Annotated in this window: 14 protein-coding genes and 1 tRNA gene; 8 read left to right on the top strand and 7 right to left on the bottom strand. The window is 68.6% G+C overall.

Annotation, left to right across the window (positions count from 1 at the left end):
• Positions 1-40: 40 nt before the first annotated feature.
• Both DFR72_RS35210 and DFR72_RS35205 read right to left on the bottom strand, forming a co-directional pair.
• A tRNA-Ser gene (locus DFR72_RS35210) sits at positions 41-125 on the bottom strand.
• A gap of 27 nt (positions 126-152) precedes the next feature.
• A complete protein-coding gene (locus tag DFR72_RS35205) occupies positions 153-584 on the bottom strand; it encodes a MarR family winged helix-turn-helix transcriptional regulator (protein WP_177224625.1) in 432 nt (143 codons plus the stop codon).
• 163 nt (positions 585-747) lie between these two features.
• Here DFR72_RS35205 and DFR72_RS35200 point away from each other — a divergent pair, with 163 nt between their 5' ends.
• The 4 genes from DFR72_RS35200 (at position 748) to ypfJ (ending at position 5,408) form a co-directional block, all read left to right on the top strand.
• Entirely contained in the window at positions 748-2,463 is a 1,716-nt protein-coding gene (locus DFR72_RS35200; RefSeq protein WP_090069643.1) for a bifunctional metallophosphatase/5'-nucleotidase, read from the top strand.
• A gap of 97 nt (positions 2,464-2,560) precedes the next feature.
• Positions 2,561-3,127, top strand: a complete 567-nt coding sequence (locus DFR72_RS35195) for a hypothetical protein (protein ID WP_090069645.1) — start codon at positions 2,561-2,563, stop codon at positions 3,125-3,127.
• 54 nt (positions 3,128-3,181) lie between these two features.
• Positions 3,182-3,940, top strand: coding sequence for a hypothetical protein (locus DFR72_RS35190; RefSeq protein ID WP_090069646.1), 759 nt, complete (start codon positions 3,182-3,184; stop codon positions 3,938-3,940).
• Positions 3,941-4,511: 571 nt separating this feature from the next.
• Positions 4,512-5,408: a KPN_02809 family neutral zinc metallopeptidase gene (ypfJ, locus tag DFR72_RS35185; protein ID WP_090069648.1), complete on the top strand. Its 897-nt coding sequence runs from the start codon at positions 4,512-4,514 to the stop codon at positions 5,406-5,408.
• Here ypfJ and DFR72_RS35180 read toward each other — a convergent pair.
• From DFR72_RS35180 to DFR72_RS35165, 4 genes are all read right to left on the bottom strand, one after another.
• On the bottom strand, positions 5,405-6,799 hold the full coding sequence (locus DFR72_RS35180; RefSeq protein WP_090069650.1) for a M28 family peptidase: 1,395 nt from the start codon (positions 6,797-6,799) through the stop codon (positions 5,405-5,407). The genes ypfJ and DFR72_RS35180 overlap by 4 nt on opposite strands.
• Positions 6,800-6,855: 56 nt before the next feature.
• Positions 6,856-7,563: a class I SAM-dependent methyltransferase gene (locus tag DFR72_RS35175; protein WP_245983761.1), complete on the bottom strand. Its 708-nt coding sequence runs from the start codon at positions 7,561-7,563 to the stop codon at positions 6,856-6,858.
• A 157-nt stretch (positions 7,564-7,720) separates the two neighbouring features.
• On the bottom strand, positions 7,721-8,131 hold the full coding sequence (locus tag DFR72_RS35170) for a VOC family protein (RefSeq protein WP_090069652.1): 411 nt from the start codon (positions 8,129-8,131) through the stop codon (positions 7,721-7,723).
• Between the two features lie 10 nt (positions 8,132-8,141).
• On the bottom strand, positions 8,142-8,573 hold the full coding sequence (locus DFR72_RS35165; RefSeq protein ID WP_211335640.1) for a helix-turn-helix transcriptional regulator: 432 nt from the start codon (positions 8,571-8,573) through the stop codon (positions 8,142-8,144).
• Between the two features lie 169 nt (positions 8,574-8,742).
• On the opposite strand from DFR72_RS35165, the gene DFR72_RS35160 reads away from it, so the two are divergent.
• The 3 genes from DFR72_RS35160 (at position 8,743) to DFR72_RS35145 (ending at position 15,557) form a co-directional block, all read left to right on the top strand.
• Positions 8,743-11,343: an SdrD B-like domain-containing protein gene (locus DFR72_RS35160; protein WP_143086880.1), complete on the top strand. Its 2,601-nt coding sequence runs from the start codon at positions 8,743-8,745 to the stop codon at positions 11,341-11,343.
• 210 nt (positions 11,344-11,553) lie between these two features.
• On the top strand, positions 11,554-14,685 hold the full coding sequence (locus DFR72_RS35150) for a hypothetical protein (protein WP_143086881.1): 3,132 nt from the start codon (positions 11,554-11,556) through the stop codon (positions 14,683-14,685).
• Between the two features lie 122 nt (positions 14,686-14,807).
• The gene (locus DFR72_RS35145; protein WP_090069657.1) at positions 14,808-15,557 is read left to right on the top strand and encodes a sulfite exporter TauE/SafE family protein; all 750 of its coding nucleotides are present in this window, start codon (positions 14,808-14,810) and stop codon (positions 15,555-15,557) included.
• On the opposite strand, the gene hisC is transcribed toward DFR72_RS35145, so the two are convergent.
• A complete protein-coding gene (gene hisC, locus DFR72_RS35140) occupies positions 15,547-16,614 on the bottom strand; it encodes a histidinol-phosphate transaminase (protein WP_090069659.1) in 1,068 nt (355 codons plus the stop codon). The two genes, DFR72_RS35145 and hisC, sit on opposite strands and share 11 nt — an antisense overlap.
• A gap of 76 nt (positions 16,615-16,690) precedes the next feature.
• Here hisC and DFR72_RS35135 point away from each other — a divergent pair, with 76 nt between their 5' ends.
• Positions 16,691-17,332, top strand: coding sequence for a dienelactone hydrolase family protein (locus tag DFR72_RS35135; RefSeq protein ID WP_090069661.1), 642 nt, complete (start codon positions 16,691-16,693; stop codon positions 17,330-17,332).
• The last annotated feature ends 102 nt before the right edge of the window (positions 17,333-17,434 follow it).

The following is a 17,434-nucleotide window of genomic DNA, read 5'->3' as shown; positions in this document are numbered from 1 at the left end:
GTGACCAGCCTCAACGGCCGGTCACACCCCTTCTGAACTGCGGAAGCGGAGGGATTTGAACCCCCGGACGGTTGCCCGTCTCCCGCTTTCAAGGCGGGTGCATTCGGCCGCTCTGCCACGCTTCCACGACGCCAGGAGCGTCGGCGCAAAGCCTAGCCGTTCGACTCCCGCAGGTGTGTCATGACCCGGTCGAACACCTTGGCCAGCACCTCGCCCTCCTCGGGTGTGAGCAGGTCGACGATGTGCTCGCGCACGCCACGCAGGTGTGTCGGGGCGGCCGAGACCAGCTGCGTCATGCCCTTCGGCGTGAGTTCGGCCAGCACGCCGCGGCCGTCCTCCGTGCACTCGCGGCGGGACACGAGGCCGGCCTTCTCCATGCGCGCGACCTGGTGTGAGACGCGCGACTTCGAGGAGGCGACGTCGTCGGCGAGCTGGGTCATCCGCATGCGCTGGTTGGGTTGTTCGGACAGGCGCACGAGGATCTCGTAGTCCGCCAGTGACACTCCGTGGGTGTCCTGGAGCTCTCGGTGCAGGCGGTCCATGAGCATGGAGGAACCGTTCACGTAGGTGCGCCATGCGCGCATCTCGCCCTCGTCGAGCCAGTGCGGCTCCTGCTCACTTGGTGTCACGGGAACAAGACTAAGCCTGACGATGACGATCCAGTCGCCCCTCTGGAAAACGTGGCGTGCGGAAGGCAGACTCCTCCGCCGTACACGCGCGTTAACCAAGCCTTGAAAGGCTCCATCCATGAGTTCGTTCAGACGGCTTTCCGTTCTGGCGATCACCGCCGCCGCGGCCACTGTCATCAGCGCTACCGGGCCTGCCCAGGCCGATGTCCAGTCACTGCGCGGTCGGGGCACGGTTGACGTGCGCCTGATCGGCATCAACGACCTGCACGGCAACATCGAGCCGCCGACCGGGTCGTCCGGACGCGTCATCCTGCCGGACGGCACGACCGTCGACGCCGGTGGCGCGGCGTTCAACGCCACGCACATCAAGAACCTCCAGAAGGAGGTCAAGAACTCCGTCATCGTCGGGCAGGGCGACCTGATCGGCGCGTCGCCGATCGTGTCCGCGTTGTTCCACGACGAGCCGACGATCGAGGTGCTCAACAAGGTCGGCATGGACGCGACCGCTGCGGGCAACCACGAGTTCGACGAGGGCTACAAGGAACTCCTGCGCATGCAGCGCGGTGGCTGCCACCCCGTGGACGGGTGCCAGTTCAGCGACCAGTACAAGGGCGCGAAGTTCCCGATCCTCGGTGCGAACGTCACGAACGCCAAGTCCGGACTGCCAGCCCTGCCGCCGTTCTGGGTGGAGATCCGCGACGGGATCCCGATCGGCTTCATCGGCATGCCGCTCAAGGACGTGCCGATCCTGGTCGACCCGAACGGCATCAAGGAGCTCAAGTTCGGCGACGAGGTGAAGGCGGCCAACAAGTACGCCAACCTCCTCGACGCGATCGGCGTGAAGTCGATCGTGCTGCTCGTGCACCAGGGTGACCAGGTCACCTCGACCGGTGGCGGGCCCAACGCGTGCAACGTCGCCGCCAACAACCCCGGCAGCGTCATCGCCACGCAGGTCAGCCCGAAGATCGACGCGGTCTTCTCCGGCCACAGCCACCAGCACTACAACTGCGTGGTCAAGGACCCGGCCGGCAACCCGCGCCCGTTCATCGAGGGCCTGGCCTTCGGCCGCGAGCTCAGCGTCGTCGACCTGAAGATCGACCGCCGGACGCGCGACGTCGTCCGCAGTGAGACCAAGGCCGACAACAAGATCGTCACGCGCACGGTCACACCGGACCCCGTCATCCAGTCGATCATCGACCTGGCCAAGACCAAGTCGGCCCCGATCGCGAACCGGCGGGTCGGCACGGTCGGCTCGGACATCCTGCGGGCCCAGAACCCCGCGGGTGAGTCGCCGCTCGGCAACCTGATCGCCGACTCGCAGCTGGAGCTCACCAAGGGCAACGGCGCGGTGCTCGCGCTGATGAACCCCGGCGGCGTGCGCGCCGACCTCACGTACGCCAGCTCGCCCGTGGGCGAGGGCAACGGCGCGGTCACCTACGGCGAGATGTTCACCGTGCAGCCGTTCGGCAACATCCTGCAGACGATCACGTTGACCGGTACGCAGCTCAAGGCCGCGCTGGAGCAGCAGTTCACCGCGGCCAGGCAGATCATCCTGCAGCCCTCGGCCGGCTTCACGTACAGCTGGTCGGTCTCCGCGCCGTTCGGTTCGAAGGTCTCCGACATGAAGATCAACGGCACCGCTGTCGACCCGAACGCGAGCTACCGCGTGACGATCAACAGCTTCCTGCAGGGCGGCGGTGACGCCTTCCCCGAGTTCACCAAGGGCACGAACATCACCGGTGGTGGCATCGACCTGGACGCGTTCTCCGCGTACCTGGTGGCGCACCCCGACCAGGGCGCTCCGGCGCTCAACCGCATCACGCAGCTGCCGTAGCCGCAGATCGCAGTGGAAGGCCATCCCGGCGACGGACGTCGCCGGGATGGCCTTTTCCGTGTGACGCGTTGCTCCATTTGATCTAGGGTGAGGGCCGATGTCCTGGTTGCGTCGGTTGCTGCTGCTCGCCGGTCTGGTGACCGGTGCCTGGCTGCTGGGCGGCGCGGGTGAGGCGAACGCCGACGTCCGGGTCGAGATCGACCAGCTCAGGGTCGAGGTGGAGCTCCCCGTCGCCGACATCGTCCTCAAGATCGAGACCACGCCACCGCGGCAGCCCGACGCGCCCGTCCCGCCGAAGCCGGCGCCGCGCGTCGAGCCTTCCGAAGCCGCACCTGTGATGCCGCAGACCCCGGCAGCGCGAGCACCCGAGCAGGCCGAAACGCCCCAGCGGCACACAGCGCCGGAACCGCCGCAGTCGTCGACGACGCAGCCCACGAACCCCACGCCCGTCCCGCACCAGCCGCAACCGCAGGCCGAGCAGCCGATCCCCGGCACGCTCCCGCAGAGCGGCGCGGGGGCGTCGGCGGGCAGCACCCAGCTCCCGGCGGGCACGTTGCCGCACGTGATCCGGCGGCCCACCACCACAACGTCTCTCGTCAGCACCGAACAGCACGACGTGCCGCACAGCGTGCGCGCGGAGGAGCCGACGTTCTCCCCTGACTGATCCGCGAGTGCCGCACGCAGCACAGGGATCCGTCACCTTCCAGGGAGAACAGCCATGCGCAAGAACCTCAACCGCACCATGTCCGCAGCCCTCCTGACCGGCGGCCTGATCGTCGCGACCGCCGGCTGGGCCCAGGCCGTCCCCGTGCCGCTCGACGTCGACGAAGAGGTCCGCGTAGGCAACCTCGTCAGCGCCCCGGTCAAGGTCTGCGGCAACGCGATCAACGTGCTGGGCAACAGCGACGCCACGTGTGACGAGAAGCCCGCCGCGCGCACCCAGGCCGACCAGGCACTCGTCTCCGCGCCCGTCACGGTCTGCGGCAACTCGGTCGGTGTCGCCGGCGGCGGCACCGGCAGCTGCGGTCAGACGAAGCCCGAGGAGCCCAGCGGCACCGTCGAGGCCCCCGTGACGGTGTGCGGCACCGCCGCGGGCGTGCTCGGCACCGCGAGCGGCGACTGCGGCAAGACCGAGACCCCCGAGCAGCCGGAGCAGCCGGGCGAGAACCCGGAGCAGCCCGGCGAGAACCCCGGCGAGAACCCGGGCAACGAGAACCCGGGCAACCAGAACCCCGGCAACGGCAACCCCGGCGGCGGCGACAACGGCGACGACAACTCCGGCAGCGGCAACACGGGCGACGACTCCGGCGCCGGCACCCCGCAGACCGGCGACAAGGCATCGCGGCACGCCTCGGCCGTCATCCCGAACCTGTCGAAGACCGGTGCCGACCCGCTCGAGTTCCTGCTGGCGGGTCTCGGCCTGATGACCGCGGGCGTGATGGCCCGCCGCGGAGCGCGCCGCACCACCAAGGCCTGATCATTTCCTGATCGTTTTTCCCAATCGCCCGGTGAGAGATTCTCTCGCCGGGCGATTGCTGTCTGCACTGTCGATCTCCGCAGGTCACCCGTCTGACTTCACCAATTCAGGTTTGGCGTGAGGTGTTGAGAAATGCGGCGATCAAGCGCATAGTCGATAACGAGCTGGCAACCGGTAGGTGAATGAACTGGACCACCCGGAGGCCACGCCCAGAAGGGGTCAGGTGGTGCTGTGCAGGTATCTCCTCGCTGTGGCGAAACGCGGTCTGTCGCATCCCCGCGAGCGGATCGGACGTGAACGGTCCGGGCGCGACTGTGTAGCGACGGACACGAGGTTTCGGGTGCCCAGGCGCCATCAGGCGTCGCTCGGTGCGCTTCGACGCTGTTGAGCTCGGCTTCGGTGTCGTCTCATGGCGTCACCGGCTGAGCGCCACGCCAACCTTCGTGGGCCGTAGTCGTCACTTCCAAATGGGAAAGCCTTGGTGCGGTGCCCCGACGTCGGGCTCCGCACCAAGGCATGTTTCGTGCTTTATCGTTTGCGGCACCCATGGGGTCCTTGGCAGGAGGATGCGGTGCAGTTCAACGAAGGTGCGGAACTCGACACTTCTCAGGTTTCGGACCAACGAGGCTCAGGCGGCAGGGTCGCGGGCGTCGGTGGTGGCCTCGGCGTGGTCGGCCTGATCATCTACTTCCTGTTCCAGCAGTTCACCGGCATCCAGCTGCCCGCAGGCGGGCTGGAGGGCCTGGGCAACAACACCCAGGTCGAGTCCGGTCAGCTGCTCGACAAGTGCAAGACGGGGGCCGACGCGAACCGCGACAGCGACTGCAGGGTCCTGGCCACGATCAACTCGATCCAGGGCTTCTGGACCGACCAGTTCGCCCGCTCGGGCAACACCTACCAGGTCACCAAGACCAACTTCTTCCGCAACAGCGTGAACACCCGCTGCGGCAACGCCACCTCCGCGGTCGGCCCGTTCTACTGTCCGGCGGACTCCCAGGTGTACATCGACCTGGACTTCTTCAACGAGCTGCGCACCAAGTTCGGCGCGACCGGCGGCCCGTTCGTCGAGGCCTACGTGCTCGCCCACGAGTACGGCCACCACGTGCAGAACCTGCTCGGCACCTCGGACCGGGTCGGCCGGGAGACCGGTCCCACCTCGGGTTCGGTGCGCCTCGAACTGCAGGCCGACTGCTACGCGGGCGCCTGGGGCAAGGCCGCGACGACCGTCCCGTCGGCCAACGGCCAGCCCCTCATCTCGAACATCACCCAGGAGGACATCGACGCCGCCCTCGACGCGGCGGCGCGCATCGGTGACGACTTCATCCAGAGCGAGCTCGGCGGCGGGCGGGTCGACACGACCCAGTTCAGCCACGGCAGCTCGGAGCAGCGCAAGAAGTGGTTCACGACCGGGTTGCAGACGGGCGACCCCGCCCGCTGCAACACGTTCGACACGAACAACCTGGGCTAACGCAGAGCAGCCCGTTCCGCGCGGGACGGGACGCCGTTCACGCCCTCGGTGGTGACGGCGTACGAGGCGATGACGTGGGCCGCGGCGGAAACGTTGCGGCCCAGCGCCTCGCGGTTGATGTTGCCGAGGTGGTCGCACGCGCGGTGGTAGCAGGGGTCCATCTCCATACCCGCCGTGCCGCCCCACTTCGCGGCCTGCGCCACGGTCTTGACCTCGCCGCCGCCGGAGATGATGCCGCCCGCCGGGATGCCGAGCGCGGTGAACGAGCCGTAGTCGCTGGCACCACGCACGTTCAGGCCCTCCGGACCGAGGTTCCGGGCCGCGTAGAAGTCGCTGAACGCCTTCTCGACGTGCTTCGACCCGTACGGCAGCCCTGGGTCGTTGTAGACGAAGTAGCCGGGGTTGGGCGAGCCGACCATGTCGAAGTTCAGGTACAGCGCGATGTCGAGCTGCTGCTCGAACGACAGCGCCGACGCGTAGGCGCGCGACCCGATCAGACCGGCCTCCTCCGCGCCCCACCACGTGAAGCGCACGGCGTTGGGCAGCTTCGGCCGGGAGCCCATCTTCAGCGCCACTTCGAGCAGGGTGGCCGACCCCGAGCCGTTGTCGTTCATGCCCGGTCCCGCGTCGACGCTGTCGAGGTGCGCTCCCGCCACGACAACGTTGTCCTTGCGGCCTGTGCGGGTCTGCGCGATCACGTTGCGGTCGAGGTGGACCTCGTCGTGGTGGCGCAGGTCGAGCGTGACGGACTGCCCGGCCAGTGCGGCGAGCGCCGTGCCGCCGGCCTTCGAGGCGCTGCCGCCCGGGATCGTGCCGGGAACGGTCAGGTCGAGGTGGCCGTCGACGTTGTTGGAGATGATCACGGCCGCCGCGCCCGCGTTCACCGCGTTGGCGTACTTGGCGACGAACGTGCAGGTACCGCGCCGGATCAACGCGACGGAGCCCCGGAAGTCCTGCCCGGCGAAGTCGCTCGCCTCGCAGCCGGGCGTGCCGTCCTCCGGCACGACCCGCAACGGCGCGGTGAGGCCGCCGTCCGGGGTGTTGGGGGTGTCGCCGAACGGCACGAGCTCGTGCGAGGTCCCGCCGACGGTCGCCCGGCCGGCGTCGTCGACCTTCCGCCTGACCTCGAACTCCGGTGTGGTCACGTCGAACCCGGCCTCGCGCAGCCGCCCGGCCACGTAGTCGACACTGGCCGCGTAGCCGGTGGTCGTCGCGGCCCGGTTGCCGCCGTGGGTGTCGGAGATGCGCTGGAACGCGATCAGGTGGCGTTGGGCGCCGTCCGCGCTCACCCGTGCGGAGAGGTCACGAGCGGGGTCGGTGGCTGCGCTCGCTGTGGAGCCGAGCAGCACCAGGGACGAGGCCAGGGCTGTTACCGCGGTGATGGCACGCATGAGACCGACCTTGGCCCAGGTGGTCGTGAGAGCGCTACCACCTGGGCCAAGTGAGATCAGCGGCGTGCCACCGCCAGCAACCGGTGGCTGCCGACCTCGAACGCGCCACCGTCGACGTCGCCGAACAGCTCGACCGACGAGAACCCGGCGTCGTTCAACATCCGGGTCAGCTCACCGGCCGTGTAGACGTGCTGCACGCAGGTCGACCGCTGCGTCCGCTCACCACCGGTGAACGTGAAGTCGATCAGCAGTCGCGCCGTCGCCACGTCGTAGGTGTTGACGGCGACCATGTCGACGCCGCCCGCGGACATCCGGATCTCGCCCGGCAACGAGGGCAGCAGGGCCTCGGCCGCGCAGCCGTAGTCGAGGACCAGCACCGGTGCGGCGTCGGCCAGTTCGCGCAGGAACCGCTGCGAACCGGCGTGGTCGAGGTAGCCGAAGCTGTTGCCCATGCACACGGCCAGATCGGCCGTCACGCCGAACGAGCCCAGCGCCGCCACGTCGCCCTGCCGCCAGTCGAGGTCCGGAGCCAGTTCGCGGGCGTGCGCGATGGCCTCGGCCGAGATGTCGACGCCGGTGACCGCGTAGCCGCGGCGGGCCAGTTCGATGCTGTGCCTGCCACTGCCGCACGGCGCGTCCAGCACCCGCGGGCCGGCACCGAGGCCGACGAGGAAGTCGACCTCGGCCGAAGTCTGCGAGGGCTGGACCGCACCGCGCCAGAAACCGTTGGCGAGGTCGGTGAAGAAAGAGGTGTACCAAGTCAAGGTGGTGCTCCAGGTGATCGCGAGAAACAGAAACGCGAGAGTCACCGGGTACTGCGAAGGCACCCGGTGTGTCCGGGGCTGCCCATGGCATCGACCTTGTCTTCGAGAACGTCTGAAGGCACTACTGAACCACGCCGCTCACGCGCGCGAAAGCGATTTACGCCTGGGTGCGCGGCGTGGAAAAGCGGACCATGTTGCCCGACGGGTCGCGGAACGCGCAGTCGCGCACGCCGTAGTACTGGTCGATCGGCTCCTGCAGCACCTCGGCCCCGGCCGTGCGCACCTGCTCGAACTTCGCGTCCACGTCGTCGATCCGGAAGATGATGCCCTGAAACGATCCCTTGGCCAGCAACGCTTCCAGCGCCTCCTGATCGGTCGGCGGCACGGGTGGGCCGATGCGCGACAGACCGATCTCGACGTCGGGTTGCTCGGCGGGGCCGACGGTGAGCCAGCGGTAACCGTCCTCGATGGTGACGTCCGTGCGCACTTCGAGCCCTACGACGTCGCGGTAGAACTGCAACGCGGCGTCCTGGTCGTGGACGAAGAGGAACGTGTGCGAAAGCTTCATGGGCGAAACACTAGGCACGCGGTGAACGCGTCGCTTCTCGAAATCTGCTCGGTCGCGTCAGCCCCATCAGATGGCATCCCGGCACCCCGGCCAGCGCGTCGTGAGCGCGAGCCCGGTAGGCCGACGGCGTCTCCCCGACGAGTTCGGTGAACCGCGCGGAGAACGAACCGAGCGAGGTGCAGCCGACCTCGACGCACACCTCGGTCACGGACAGCGTTCCCAGGCGCAACAACGCCTTGGCCCGCTCGATCCGCCGCGTCATCAGGTAGCTGTACGGCGTCTCGCCGTACGCCGCGCGGAACCGGCGGGCGAAGTGCGACGGCGACATCAGCGCGGCACGGGCCATCGCGGGCACGTCCAGCGGCCGCGCGTACTCGCGGTCCATCAGGTCACGTGCCCGGCGCAGGTGCGCGAGGTCCTCGGGCGTCACGCGGACCAGCATGCCACCGGCGTGAGCGCAGGGGAGTGCCCGCGATGCTCACGCTTTCCGCGCGCCTTCGGTTGCCCACTCGGAAGAAAATCTTGAACGCGTTTTCGTCCTGGCCAAAACCCTTATGGCACGTCATGGGCCTGCGGTACTTTCGCACGTCACTGGGACTCGGGGGGAACCGTTGTCCGATAGATCCGTCAGCCGTGCCGTGCTCAAGATCGGTGTTCTCGCCACCGTCACGGCATTGGCTTTCAGCAGCACCGCCCTCGCGCAGCCCGAGCCCGTGAGCACACCGCCCGCGTCCGCCGAGACTTCCGCGCCGCCGTCCTCGGAACCCCCACCGCCACCACCGCCGGCCCAGGCGCCGCAGCCGGACAGCGTCGCCGGCGTGCTGTACGCCGACAAGAACGGCAACGGTGTGCAGGACCCCGGGGAGGCGGTTTCCGGTGGTTTTGTGTCGCTCCTGGGCAACGGCGATTCGGACAAGCGCTCGGCGAGGAGCGACGTGGACGGGAAGTTCGTCTTCCGCGACCTCGCACCTGGCACCTACGCCCCGACCTACACCATGGACGACGGCTGGGTCGTGCACCACGTGAACGCCGGCGGTGACCTGATCACGATCAGGGCGAACGAGACGACCCAGGTCACGGCCAGGGCAGAGCGGCCGTACAACGAGCAACTCGAGGTCAGCGCGACTCTCGACCGCGAGAGCTATCGCCTCCCGGCGACCGCGAAGATCACGCTGAACTTCCACAACATCGGCAACCGCAAGATCCACGGCATCAAGCCCCGGTGCGAGAGCCGGAGCAGGCCGGAGGCACTCGGCCGCGGCAAGGGCTGGGACGCGCTCCTGGCGAACGGCCTCACGCTCGACGCAGGGCAGAAGTACACGATGACGATCGACGAGGAGATCCCCGAAGCGGCCAGCCTGATGGGCTCGGTATCGCTCGCGTGCGCGTTCGCACCCAACGCCGGCTGGAACACCGATGGTCCGACCATCAGTGTCCAGGCGCAGGCGAGCGGTGGTGCCGGCGCCTACACGATGGTGTTCGGCGAGGACAGGAACGCCGACGCGCGCATCGAGGGCGATGAAGCGGTGGAAGGACTCAGGGTCGTCTTGCTGGACGCGCGGAACGGGGCGTGGGTCGCCGACGCCACCAGTGGGGCAGACGGCAGGATCGAGTTCGGTGGCCTGCCGATCGGTGAGTACCGGGCCGCCGTCGTCGGGCCGTGGACGTTCGCCGACTCGGCTCAGGAGCGGGTGGTCATCACCGGGAAGGGCGGGTTCGGGTACCGGTTCCTGAAGTCCGCGAGTCCCGCCGACCTGCGGGTCGAGATCAAGCTGGACAAACCTCGCTACGAGTCGCACGAAACGGTTCACCTGGAGCTGACCATCACGAACACCGGTGGTCAGACCGCCGAACGGGTCTGGGTCGAATGGGTCGACGGGGTGTCTCTGCCTGACGAGCAGTGGGGAGAGTTCAGCCCGTACTTCTCAGGTGGGCGGATCCCAGCCGGGGAGTCCCGCACTCTCCGCGCCTCGGGCCGGATCAGCGTCATCACCGACGGTGAGCTCGCGGTGGTGGGGGCCGTCGCCCACCTCGGCATGCGGGACGCCTCCGGCTTCCGGACCACGGCTGGGGTCGTGCAGACCGTGGGCGACCTCGGCGGCGTCGTCTACACCGACGAGAACCTCAACGGCCGGCTCGACCAGGGCGAGGTGGCGGCTGACGCAGAGGTCTGGCTCAGCGGTGGTGCCCCGCACACGTCCAAGCAGCTCGTGACGGACGCCGAAGGCAGGTTCTCGGCGAAGGGCATCCCGTCCGGTGACTACAGCATCAGCTTCCGGTTGGCCGGCGGGTGGATCGTGCACGCCGAGGACCAGCGCTCGAACGTGCGGATCGAACCTGGCGAACCGCTCGACCTGATCGTCCGGGCGGAGCGCCCGTACACCGAACTGTTCACGGCGACCGCCGAGCTGGACAAGATCTCCTACGTGCTGGGGGAGACCGCCAAGATCACCATCAGGTTCACCAGCACCGCCGGCCGCGAGATCCGCGGCATCAAGGCCATGTGCAACTTCCAAGGCGAGGTGAACCACTTCGGCGGCAACTTCGACAACCCCATGCCTCCAGGATGGGGAGATCTCCGCGAGGGCGGTCCCGGTGTCACGCTCGCCGCCGGCGGGACGAAGACGATCGTCGTAGAGGAAGCGGTGCCCGCGGGTGCCGCCATCTGGCAGATGGCGGTGCTGGCCTGCAGCTTCGGACCGAACCCCGTCGAGAACAGCGACGTTCCCTCCGCCTTCGACTGGGCCGCTTTCCAGAGCGGAACCGGTTCGTTGAAGGGCAGGCTCGCGCACGACCGCAACAACAACCACGTCGTGGACCCCGGAGAGACCGTCACCGGTGCCCGCGTCCTGCTGATGACCGACAAGGAGTACGGCTTCCAGCTCGCGGAGACGGTCTCGGACGCGGACGGGGTGATGCGCTTCGGTGAGTTGCCGCCCGGCGAGTTCTGGGCGTCGGTCGACGGACCGTGGAAGTTCGAGGGCGACGAGGGCCGTGCGGACATCAGGGGCGGCGAACTGACGGAACGCGACTTCTTCGTGGTACCGGCCCTGCACGTCACGCCACCAGGTGGTGATCAGCACGCCGGAGGAAACACGGGTGGTGCGCTCGCCAAGACGGGCGCCAGCGTGCTCGGACTCGGAGCGCTCGCCGTGCTCCTCGTGGTGTTCGGCTTCGGCGCTCGCGTCGCCGGCCGCCGCAGGACCTCCTGATCCACCAACGCCCTGTCGTTCACATCACTGTCCAGAGTGGATTTCCGAAAACATGAACACCTTTTCCTGCCGGTGTTCTTGAGGTAGGTTGCGCGTGTCTGCTGGGCGCGTGCGGGGGCTCAGACGCCGGTGGACCACCACTACCGGGGTCTTTGGGGGATTCCTTTGTCCGAGAGATCGGTCAGCCGTGCCCTGCTCAAATTCGGGGCCTTGACCACCGCTGTCGTCCTCGCGTTCGGCACCGCCACCACCGGTGCACACGCTCAGGAGCCGGAAACACCGACGTCGGTCGCCGAGCCGACGCAGACGACCGAACCGACGCAGACCACCGAACCGACGCAGACCACCGAGCCGAGCACGCCACCGGCGGAGCCGAGCACGCCACCGAGCGAGCCGTCCACGCCACCGGCGGAGCCGTCCGCCTCGCCGAGCGAGCCGGTGACGCCGCCGTCCACCACCCCGTCCACCCCGGAGACCAAGCCGGAGGACGAGAAGAAGGACGAGCCGCCGACCGTCGCCCGCGCGGCCGAGCCGCGCGCCGACCTGGCCGTGACCGTGACGCCCGACCGCGCCGAGTTCCCGGCGGGCGAGGACCTCGGTCTCACGCTCACCGTGAAGAACAAGGGCGACGCGCTCGCGTCGAACATCCGGCTCGGCTACGAGAGCACGCAGGCGTGGCTGGTCTCCGGCGCGGGTGAGCTGAGCGGACGTCCGTCGCTCGCGCCCGGTGCGGAGAAGTCCTTCCGGGTCGTGCTGCGGCCGTCGAACCCGACCACCGAGTCGGTGCCCTTCCAGTTCCGCGCAACCGTCGACGGCATCGCCGACCCGACGCCGGGGGACAACGGCAGGGACCTGAACCTGCAGATCCGCCAGAGCAAGGGTTCCGCGTCCGGCGTGATCTACGTCGACGCGAACAACAACGGCGCGTTCGACCAGGGCGAAGGTCTCCCGAACACGTACTTCGTCGCCAAGGGCGGCACGCCGGCCGGCGACGTCTGGGGCCACGGCGACTCCAACGGCGTGTTCAGGGTGTGGAGCGCCGTCGCCGGCAAGTACACGATCTCGCAGGTCGGGAACGACCAGCGGGCCGTGAAGCCCGGTCACAACGAGTTCGTGATCGAGGCCGGCAAGGAGGCGTACTTCGAGGTGCCCGTGGTGGCGCCGGTGCGCGAGTCGCTGACGGCGACCATGGCGTTCGCCAAGCCGACGTACCACGCCAGCGAGAAGCCCGTCCTGAACATCACGCTGAAGAACTCCGGTGCCCTGCCGCTCGAGCGCATCGTCGCTGTCTGCCACAGCAGCAGCCCCGAGTTCCTCAGCAGTGACAACTTCTCGGCGTTGCGCCCGGACGGCCCCGGTGTCACGGTGCCGGCCCGCGGCGAGCTGACGGTGTCCGTCACCACGGACATGCCGAAGCTGACCAACCCGTGGATCTACGCCAACTGCTTCTTCGGCAACCAGGGCCGCAACGCCAACGGTGCCGCGTACGGGGGCAACGTCCGCGCGGACGTCACCGGCGTGAACGGTGCGTTCGAGGGCAAGGTCGTCAACGCCGAGAACGGCGAGCTCCTGCGCGGCGCGGTCGTGAACGTGCTCGACCCGGTCACGCGGCGCGCGATCAAGGACACCATCCTGGTCGACGGCAACGGCAACCTGAGGATCTACAGCCTCAACCCCGGCAAGGTCGTGCTGCAGGTCGCGGGCAAGTGGAAGCCGCAGGACGGCAACGAGTTCGTCGTCGACGTCGTCGCCGACCAGACGGTCAGGCGCGATCTCAACGTCGTGCCGAGCGACGTCGACGTGCCCGACGTCAGCCACCGTCCGGCCATGACCGTCGCGGTGAGCTTCGACAAGGCCTCGTACGACATCGCCGAGCCGATGCGCGCCACGATCACCGTGAAGAACGTCGGCAGGGGGCACGAGGCGCAGGTCAGCCTGCGCACCGGCCAGCTGACGCCGGACCTCCGCACCATGCTCGACTTCGACCGGTCGCAGTTCGGCGACCTGGGCGACGAGAGCAAGAAGGTGTACCTGTGGCCCGGTGAGAGCCGGGAGATCACCGTCGTGGGCACCGCTGGGTGGCTGTACGGCGACAACAGGGTGAGCCTGCCGGTCCAGGTCATCACGCCGGTGAACTACGGCCCTGGTCCCATGAACGCCGTTGCGACCGCCACCGTCACCTACCTCAGCGGTGACGCGGCGATCGTGCTGTACGCCGACGCGAACAAGAACAAGCAGAAGGACGCGGGCGAGCAGCCGTTCCCGAACGTCGAGGTGTCCGTCAGCGGCGGTACCCGGCCTGGTTGGTACGGCTCCGCCAAGACCGACGAGTCCGGTCGCGCGTCGTTCAAGAACCTCCCCGTCGGTGTGTACAACCTGTACGCCTCGTACCCGGACGGCTGGGTGCGTCCGAGCTACAACTCGGACAGGCTCACGGTCACCGCCAACGCGGAGTCGGTGCTGGAGGTCGGTGCGGAGCGTCCGCTGTCCGACGACCTCTTCGCGACGCTGGACTTCACGAAGGACGAGTACACGGCCGGCGAGAACTGGGAGGCCGTGATCACACTGGAGAACAAGACCGGTGCCGACCTGCCCGTCGTGAACGCGCTCTGCAGCGGTCCCGGTGAGCCGGGCGAGATCTACAACAACGGTCCCGGCTGGGGCGGCCTCGCGTGGGACGGCGGCGGCGTGTCGGTCCCGAACGGCGAGAAGCGCACGTTCCGGGTCACCGGTCCGCTGCCGGCAGAGGCGGCGTCCATCGGCTACGCCACCCTCCACTGCAGCTTCGCCCCCGATTCGTCCGACCCCGGTGCCGCCAGGGCCGGCGACGACCTCAAGGTGCCGGGCCTGCGCGCCGACGCGTTCGGCATGCTGGTGACGCCGGGCGAGAACGGCGTCGACAACCCGAAGCCCGACACGACCGTCGTCGTGGTCGAGGCCGGCACGGAGAAGGTCGTCGCGCGCACGATCACCGACGCCCAGGGCAAGTTCGGTGTCTCGCAGCTGCCGGTCGGCAAGTACGACGTGGTCGTGCCCGGTCCGTGGAAGGTCGAGATCCGCCGGATGAACCCGTGGTTCCTCGTCCGGGCCGGCGGCGAGTCCTGGGTGCAGCTGTTCCACCTCGTGCCGGGACCCGAGGTCGAGGACCCCGGTTACCCGCTGCCGGAGGACCAGGAACCTGCCGTGGTCACGTCGTTCACGCCGGCCGCGTCCGGTGGTGGCGGTTCGGCTGACGTGCTCGCCAAGACCGGTGCGTCCGTGCTCGGCCTCGGCTTGCTGGGCGCGCTGCTCGTGGCGTTCGGCTTCGGTGCCAGCCTGATCGGCCGCCGCAGGGTCGCGTAACCGCATTTCGACCAACAGGCCCGGTGCTCACTCTGAGTGCCGGGCCTGTTGTCATGAGCGCCACACTTCGCTGGTCCGAACGGAGTGTTAGCGTCGCGAACCATCGGGTATCAGGGGGTGTCATGACGGTCTGGGAAGCAATCGCGGTGGTGATCGCGGGTGTGTTCGCAGGCGGGATCAACACCGTCGTGGGCAGCGGCACCCTCGTGACGTTCCCGGTGCTGCTCGCCGTCGGCTACCCGCCCGTGGTGGCGAACGTGTCCAACAGCCTCGGCCTCGTCCCCGGCTCGCTGTCCGGCGCGTGGGGTTACCGCGAGGAGCTCAAAGGGCAGTCGGACCGCATCAAGCGCCTGCTGCCCGCTTCCATCCTCGGTGGCATCATCGGCGCGATCCTGCTGGTCACGCTGCCGGACAAGGCGTTCACCGCGATCGTGCCGGTGCTGATCGTGATCGCGCTGGTCCTCGTGCTCATCCAGCCGTGGCTCAACCGCAAGCTCTCGCACCGGCGCAACGACAACGACGGCGGCGTGCTGCTGTGGTTCGGCGTCTTCGCCGCCGGCATCTACGGCGGCTACTTCGGTGCCGCGCAGGGCGTGCTGGTCATGGGCATCATGGGCGTGCTCGTCAGCGAGCACCTGCAGCGGATGAACGCCCTGAAGAACGTGCTCACCGCGTTCGTGAACCTCGTCGCCGGCGTCCTGTTCATCTTCATCGCCGACGTGGCGTGGCTGGTCGTGCTGCTGCTGGCGGTCGGGTCCGTGGTGGGCGGCCAGATCGGCGCCAAGATCGGCCGCAAACTCCCACCCGCCGTGCTGCGCGGCGTCATCGTGGTGGTGGGAGTCGCGGCGATCGTTCAGCTGCTCACGAAGTGAACGCGCGAGCCGCGGCCAGGAACGCGTCGTTCTCGTCCGGCTCGCCGATGGTCACCCGTGCGCCCTCGCCCACGAACGCGCGCACGACGACCTTGTGCGCCAGGCAGTGCTCGTTGAACGCGCCCGTGCGCTCGCCCAGCGGCAGCCACACGAAGTTCGCCTGGGTCTCCGGCACCTCGAAGCCCATGGCCAGCAGCTCGCCGCGCACGCGACCCCGTTCCGCGACGATCGCGCGGCAGCGGATCATCAGCTCGTCCTCGGCGTCCAGCGAGGCCAGCGCGGCCACCTGGGCCAGCGCGTTCACCGAGAACGGCACGTAGACCTTGCGCAGCACGTCGGCGACGACCGGCGGCGCGACCGCGTAGCCGATCCGCAGGCCGGCGAGGCCGTACGCCTTCGAGAACGTCCGCAGCACGGCGACGTTGTTGTGGCCGGTGGCCCACTGCTGCTTCGCGAGCTCGACGCCGTCCGGGACGTGGGCGTCGTCCACGAACTCCTTGTAGGCCTCGTCGAGCACCACGAGCACGTCGCGCGGCACGCGGGCGATGAACGCCTCGATCTCCTCGGTGCGCAGCGCGGTGCCGGTCGGGTTGTTCGGGTTGCAGACGAAGACCATCCGCGTGTTCGGCGTGATCGCCGCGAGCATCGCGTCGAGGTCGTGCGTGTGCTCCGAGTTCAGCGGCACGCGGATCTGCCGTGCGCCCGCGACGTGGGAGACGATCGGGTAGGCCTCGAAGGACCTCCACGCGAACAGCACCTCGTCGCCCTCGGCGCAGGTGGCCTGGACGAGCTGCTGGCACAGGGTCACCGAGCCGCAGCCGATCGCCAGGTGGTCCGCGGGCACGCCGAGTTTGTCGGCCAGGCGCCCGGTGAGTTCGGTAGCTCCCGAGTCGGGGTACCTGTTGATGCCGGTGGCTGCTTCGGCGATCGCTTCGACGACGCTCGGAAGCGGTCCGGCCGACACCTCGTTGCTCGCGAGCTTGATGGCGCCGGGGATGGTCCTGCCAGGCACGTAGGAGGGCAGGGACGCCAGGTCAGCACGGGTTCGCACGGTCATGACCCCGATCCTCGCATTGCTCCGTCCGATTGGTCACGTTGACTGGAGTTCACCCCCTCGTGGAAGGGTGGGAAACATGACCACTACCCGCACCGAGACGCTTTCCCTCACCGACGGCCGTGAGCTGCGGGTGACGATCGCCGAACCCGACTCCGCCGTGCGGGGCGGGCTCGTGGTGCTGCACGAAGCCCGCGGCATCACCGCGGGCGTGCGCACGCTCGTCAGCAGCCTCGCCGACGAGGGCTGGCTCGCGATCGCGCCGCACCTCTACGACGCGGACCGGGTGCACGGCGACGACATCAAGGACCAGGTCAGCAAGCTCAACGGCGACCGGTTGCTCGCGGACACGGACGTCGCGTTCGTCTGGCTGGGGCAGCAAGGGGTGGGCGCGGACCGGATGGGCGTGGTCGGCTTCGACATCGGCGGCACCGTCGCCATGGTGGTCGCCGCCAGCCGCACGATCGGCGCGGCCGTCACCGTGCAGGCGCCCGGCATCCTCGAGCCGCTCTCGGACGGCCTCCCCGCGCTGGTCGACGTCGCCGCCGACCTCACCTGCCCGTGGCTCGGCATCTTCAGCGACGAGGACTCGGAAGAAGTGAGCAAGCTTCGTGATGCTGTGATCAGCTCCGAAACCGCGTCAGATGTGGTCCGTTTCAACGTTTCGAGTGACGAAGCGTGGGTTCGTGCGTTGAACTGGTTCGACGCTCACATGAGGTAAGGGTCTTTACGGCGGATTGGAACCGAACCGTCCTCCAGGTACATCTAAGGAGTGCTTCGGACGGCTGACTGGGTGTAGCTGCGCGTAACACCCAGTGCTGCG

It is taken from the genome of Lentzea flaviverrucosa, assembly GCF_003350445.1.
In the GTDB taxonomy this organism is placed as follows: domain Bacteria; phylum Actinomycetota; class Actinomycetes; order Mycobacteriales; family Pseudonocardiaceae; genus Lentzea; species Lentzea californiensis.
Note: the sequence above shows the minus strand (reverse complement) of the source record. Positions and strands in the feature narration are given on the sequence as shown.